Consider the following 5,446-nt stretch of genomic DNA (forward strand, 5'->3'; position numbering starts at 1 on the left):
GATCAGCCCTGCCACGAGTTCCGAGAGGTACTCGAACACCGCGTCCTGGGCCGAGGGGAAGTGGTTGAAGATGGTCCGGCGGGAGACCCCCGCCCGCGCGGCCAACTCGTTGACGGTCACGCGGTCGGTGCCCAGCTCGGTGGCCAGTTCACCCGCGGCCGCGATGATGGCCCGCCGATTGCGCAGCCGGATGGCTTCGCGCTTGTCCTTGGGCTCCCCCGATCGGGGCTCACTCGGACGGTCGTCGGCGCATCCGGACAGCAACGTGGTCAACACGTGCTCCATCGTACGGCAGTAATTGCACTGTGTGCATCTTCTGGGGAGGAGGCTCTCATCACCTCCCCGCCAAGTCTGCGTACGTCAGTCCTTGAGGGATCGATGGTGGGGGCGTCGGTCCCTGGAACGTCGGTTGTCGGAGCGTCCTGCGAGGTATCCCGCCCGCACGTGATCCGGGAGCATGCCACCACCGGTGAGCCAGGCCAGATAGGTGGCCCCGTCGGGGATCTTCATTGGGTTCTCCCCCGCTCCCTCGTGGGCGACGCGCCGCAGGGCGTCCAGGGCCGCGGCGGCCGAGGGCTCCACCACCATGCCCTCCGCGCCATGCAGGCTCCTGACCTGGGACAACATCGCTTCATCCGTGCACGTGACGTAACCGGCGAGCAACCCTTCCACGGCTCGACCCACGAATCCCGAGGCCCGCCCCACCGCGAGCCCGTCCGCCACCGTGCGGGTGTCCAATCCCAGTTCCGCCACCGAGATCCCGTCATGACGACCCGTGTACACACCCAGGAGCATGCAGGGTGCGCGGGTGGGTTCCACGAACACACAATGCACTGCATCCCCGAATTCCCGTTTCAATCCGTAGGCCACGCCGCCCGGGGCTCCCCCGATACCACATGGGAGGTACACGTACAGGGGATGCTCAGCGTCCACAGCGACACCCAGGTCATGTAATTGCCGGGCCACCCGCGCCCCCGCCACGGCGTACCCCGCAAACAGGCTCAGCGAGTGCTCGTCGTCCACGAAGTGCACCGACTCGTCCGCCTCGGCGGCCACACGCCCCGCCGCGACGGCTTCCGTGTAGTCGGTGCTGTGTTCCACGACCTCCACTCCCCGCGAGCGCAGCAGATCCTTCTTCCACTGTTGCGCGTGTACGGACATGTGCACCGTGGCCCGCAGCTCGAGCGCCGCGGCGATGATCCCGATGGACAGCCCCAGGTTTCCCGTGGAACCCACGACCACGCGGTGCTTTCGCATGAGCCGGCGGAAGGGCTCGGCCCCGAACACGGTGTAGTCCGGTCCGGGCCGCGGTGGTTCCGGCAGCAGGCCGTGGCGCACCGCGAGCGTCTCGGCGTACTGCAGGACCTCGTGCACCCCGCCACGGGCCTTGATGGAACCGCTCACGGGGAGGATGTCGTCACGTTTGAGCAGGACCCGCCCCGTCCGGATACCGCTCACGCGCTGCCACTCGCCGGCCTCGTCCAATGGCGACTCGATGAGCCCCCGCGCGGGCGCGGTCTCGGGGAAGGTCGCCGCGATCCAGGGCCGGAACCGCTCGAGGCGCGCCGCGGCGTCGTCGACCAAGGCCGGGTCCACCCCGGAAGCCGCCAGCCCCCGGGCGCTGTCCACCGCGGGATTCCACCATGTCAGGGGTTCCTCCCGGGCCAGCCGGGACAGCACGGGATCCGACGCACCCCTTGACCCGTGCTGCCTCGGCGGTTCCGTGGTGGGTTCGATCTCCGGCGTATCCATGGCCCCATCATGGCGCGGCATGCTCTCACAGGCCACCGACCGGGCTCAGCCCCCGAACTCCCGGTACTGCGCGGCCAACCGGACGGGAGCATTGGGGGCGCCGAAGCCCTCGTAGCCGCCGCGGCGTTCCACGACCTCCACGAACACCTCGCCCAGCGTGGCCGTGTAGAAGTGCAGGAACTCCCCGTGCTCGTCCCGGTCGTAGAGCAGCCCGTGGGATTCGAGCTCGGCCACGAACTCGGGATCCAGATCGAAGCGGGCCACGAGGTCCTCGTAGTAGTTGCGCGGCACGGGCAGGAAGGCGAGCCCGCGGCGTCGTGCCCGGCGTGCCACCGCGACGACGTCCGAGCACGCGAGCGCCACGTGCTCCGGGTAGGCCGCGCCCGTGAAGGCGCCCTGCTCCGCGGCCATGGGCGCCACGTTGAGGGGGATCCGCACGGTGTTGCCCTCCGAGCGCATGACCTGCGAGCGCACGAGTCCGGACGGCCCCGCGACCTCTTGCGAGGACGTGGGATGCAGGTTCAGCAGGGACGTCAGGAACAGCACCGCCTCGTCGTAGTGCTGCCACGGCTGGGCCAGGTTCACGTGGTCCACGCCCGTGATCAGGGCGCCCGACGCCGCGTCGTCCTGGTCCGCGCCGAACTCCCCGAGCCACGGGGGCACCCCATGGTTGCCGTGCGGGCCGAAGAATAACTCCGTCCCGTCCGGCGCGAGCACGCCGTGCAGCACGGTCTCGTCCGGCTGCTGGGCGCGATCCACGGCCCGGGCGAGCAGGCGTTCCGCGCGGTACGCGGCGAGGTCGGGATCCGCGACCTGGAAGCCGAGGGCCGCGAGCCGCGTGGGCTGCACGGTGGCCCCCGGGTCCTCCGAGACCACGATCCGCACCGGCCCCTGCGTCCACGCCTGGACCGAGTCCTTGGAGCGGTGGTGCCCGGCCAGGGAGAACCCCAGCTGATGCAGCAACCGGGTCACGCGCCCGAGCTCCCGGGTGCGCAGCTCCACGAAGTCCCAGTCGTCGGGGGTCTGCGGAGCGGGCAGATCAGTGAGCACGAGAGGCTCGCGCTCGGGTTCCCCGCCGGCGTCGCGCACGGCGTCCGCGGTCTGGTCCTCGAGCCAGCGCAGGGACCGCAACCCGTCCACGGCCGTGCGATAGACGTCCGCCTGCCGGAACGAGTCGTTGAAGATCTCCAGGGACACGGGCCCGGCGTACCCGCACTCGTGCAGGCGGCCCAGCAGGTCCACCAGGTCGAAGTCCCCCTCACCCGGGAAGACCCGGTGGTGGCGCGACCACGAGAGCACGTCCTGTTGGAGCAGGGGCGCGTCCGCGAGCTGCACGAAGAAGATCTTGTCCGGGTCGCACTTTTCCACCCCGGCCACGGTGTCCCCGCGGGAGAAGATGTGGAAGCTGTCCAGGCACGTCCCGACCCGGGGGTGGTCCGCGAGTCCCACGATCCGGTGTGCGTGGCGCCAGTCGTTGACGTGCGCGCCCCACGCGAGAGCCTCGTAGGCCAGGTCGATCCCGTATTCGTCGGCGACGTCGCCCGCGGCCCGCAGCTGCTCGGCGATCGCCTGGTCGTCGTCCAGAACACCGGTAGCCACGTTCGAGCACACGAGCAGCACCGTGGTGCCCAGCCGGTTCATGAGTTCGCACTTGGCGCGCAGTCGGCGCAGGGAATCCGGGAACGCCTCCGGGGCCACCTCCACGCCGTCGCGGAACGGCTGGTACATGTCCAGGGAGAGCCCCAGCTCCGCTGCGAGCTCTCGGAGTTGTTCGGGCGACGACGGCGAGACCACCAGGTCCGGCTCGAAGACCTCGATCCCGTCGAACCCGGCGGAGGCCGCCGCCCGCATCTTCTCCTCGAGGGTTCCGGACAGGCACACCGTGGCGATACTGGTCCTCACAGGGCACCCTCCTGTTTCTCGTGGCTACGCTCACCCTCGGCAGCGGACGCGGGGACGGTAACGGCGTCGTCGCCCTGGCCGGTGAGCTCCAGGAAGTGCCGGCGCATGCGGGCACTGTCCGGGGCGACCCCCGTGATCAATGCAAATGCATCTACCGCTTGCCCCACGGCCATGTGTCCACCGTCCAGCACCGAGCACCCGAGAGCCCGCGCCGCCCGTACCAGGGGCGTCTCGAGCGGAAGGTAGATCACGTCCGCGACCCAGTGCTCCGGTCGCAACAGACCCACGTCGAAAGGCGTCCCGGGGTGATGGTGCATCCCCACCGGGGTCGCGTTGACCACGCCGTCGGCCGCCGCGATGTGCTCCGTGGCCTGTTCGGCCGTGACGGCTTCCACCACCGCGTCCGGATAGCGGGCGGCGAGTTCGTTCGCTCGCTCGGCGGCGCGGGCCACGTCCACGTCCACGAGACACAGCCGCTGCGCACCCAGGGACAGCAGGGCCTCGGCCACCGCGGACCCCGCCCCGCCGGAACCGAACTGCACCACGGACCCCACGGTCACGCCGGGCAGACCGTGCCCGAATCCGGTGGTGAACCCCGAGCAGTCCGTGTTGTACCCGATGAACTTTCCTTCCCGGATGAGCACCGTGTTCACGGCCTGGATGGCCTCGGCGCGCGGATCGATCTCGTCCAGGTGCTCGAGTACGAGCTGCTTGCACGGGTGCGTGATGTTGAAGGCGTTGAACCCCAGATCACGCCCGGCCCGCAAGAGGTCCCCCACACTCGTGCCGGGGCGTCCGATCACCCCCAGGTCCACGGGGCGGTAGAGGTAGCGCAGACCGTGCCGGTCCGCTTCGGCCTCGTGCATGGGCGGGGTGAGGCTCTGGGTGATGCCGTCGCCGATCAAACCCACCAGGTAGGACTCGTTGCGAGTGGACATGGGACTCCTTCCGGGGAGTGTGTGCCGTGGTCAAGAGGTGCGAATTCAGGGCCCGGGGAGCCCGGACCCGAACATCAGCTGCGCTGCGGGAGCACCACCGCGAGTCGGTCCGCGGCCTCCCGCAACAGGGGGACGTTCTGGATGAGCTCAGTGGGATCGCACCGGTGTACGGGCGCGGCGAGCGCGAGCGCCGCCTGGAGGGGAGCACCTGGGGACATGACGGGCACGGCCAGGGCGGCCATACCGTCGTCGTGCTCCTGGTCCTGCAGGGCCCACCCCTGCTCCCGGACCTGCGTGAGGATCGCGCGCAAGCGCTCGCGGTCGGTGAGCGAGCGCTCCGTGCGCGCGCTGAGGTCGAGGGACGCCACGAGGTCCTCGCGGACGTCCGGTGCGGTGAAAGCCAGCAGCACCCGGCCGAGCGCGGAGGTGTGCAGCTCCCCCCGGTCCCCCGGGTCCGTGGTGATGCGGTGGTGCGGGCCGTCCACGGTGTGCACGGTGAGGAAACGGTCCCCGTCCAGCACGGCCAGCAGACAGCTCTCACCGGTCGCCTCCACGACCTCCCGCATGACGGGCAGTGCGGTGCCGGCGTAACCCCTGGCCGTGGCCGCCTTCTGTCCCATCGCGAAGAGCAGCAGACCCAACCGGTACTGCTTGGTCGCGGGCTCGTACTCCGCGTACCCGGCGTCCACGAGGGTGCTCAGCAAGCGGTAACACGTGCTGAACGCGTAGCCGGAGTCCGCCACGAGTTGCCCGGCGGTCGCCCCGTGGGGGTACTCGGCCAGCATCTCGAGCAGCGCGAGCCCCTTGCGCACGGTTCCCGAACGGTCAGCGGCCCGGGACCGGCTACCGGCCCC

At 70.3% G+C, this 5,446-nt stretch carries 5 protein-coding genes; all 5 read right to left on the bottom strand.

All coding sequences use genetic code 11. The features are described from left to right. The coding region (locus B3I25_RS08775; protein ID WP_414672704.1) for a TetR/AcrR family transcriptional regulator at positions 1-276 on the bottom strand (276 nt) is incomplete at its 3' end. Between the two features lie 84 nt (positions 277-360). After that, on the bottom strand, positions 361-1,752 hold the full coding sequence (locus B3I25_RS08780; protein WP_286738665.1) for a D-serine ammonia-lyase: 1,392 nt from the start codon (positions 1,750-1,752) through the stop codon (positions 361-363). 45 nt (positions 1,753-1,797) lie between these two features. Further along, positions 1,798-3,654 carry a bifunctional sugar phosphate isomerase/epimerase/4-hydroxyphenylpyruvate dioxygenase family protein gene (locus B3I25_RS08785; protein WP_286738666.1) on the bottom strand — a complete coding sequence of 619 codons (1,857 nt, stop codon included), beginning with the start codon at positions 3,652-3,654 and terminating at the stop codon, positions 1,798-1,800. Beyond that, positions 3,651-4,592 (bottom strand): shikimate dehydrogenase, encoded by a 942-nt coding sequence (locus B3I25_RS08790; RefSeq protein ID WP_082943427.1) that lies wholly within the window; start codon positions 4,590-4,592, stop codon positions 3,651-3,653. Before B3I25_RS08790 ends, B3I25_RS08785 begins: the two co-directional genes overlap by 4 nt. A gap of 74 nt (positions 4,593-4,666) precedes the next feature. Next, positions 4,667-5,446: IclR family transcriptional regulator (locus tag B3I25_RS08795; protein ID WP_286738668.1), on the bottom strand; the 780-nt coding region annotated here is incomplete at its 5' end.

Source organism: Kocuria sp. UBA1838, assembly GCF_002338785.1.
Taxonomy (GTDB): domain Bacteria; phylum Actinomycetota; class Actinomycetes; order Actinomycetales; family Micrococcaceae; genus Kocuria; species Kocuria marina.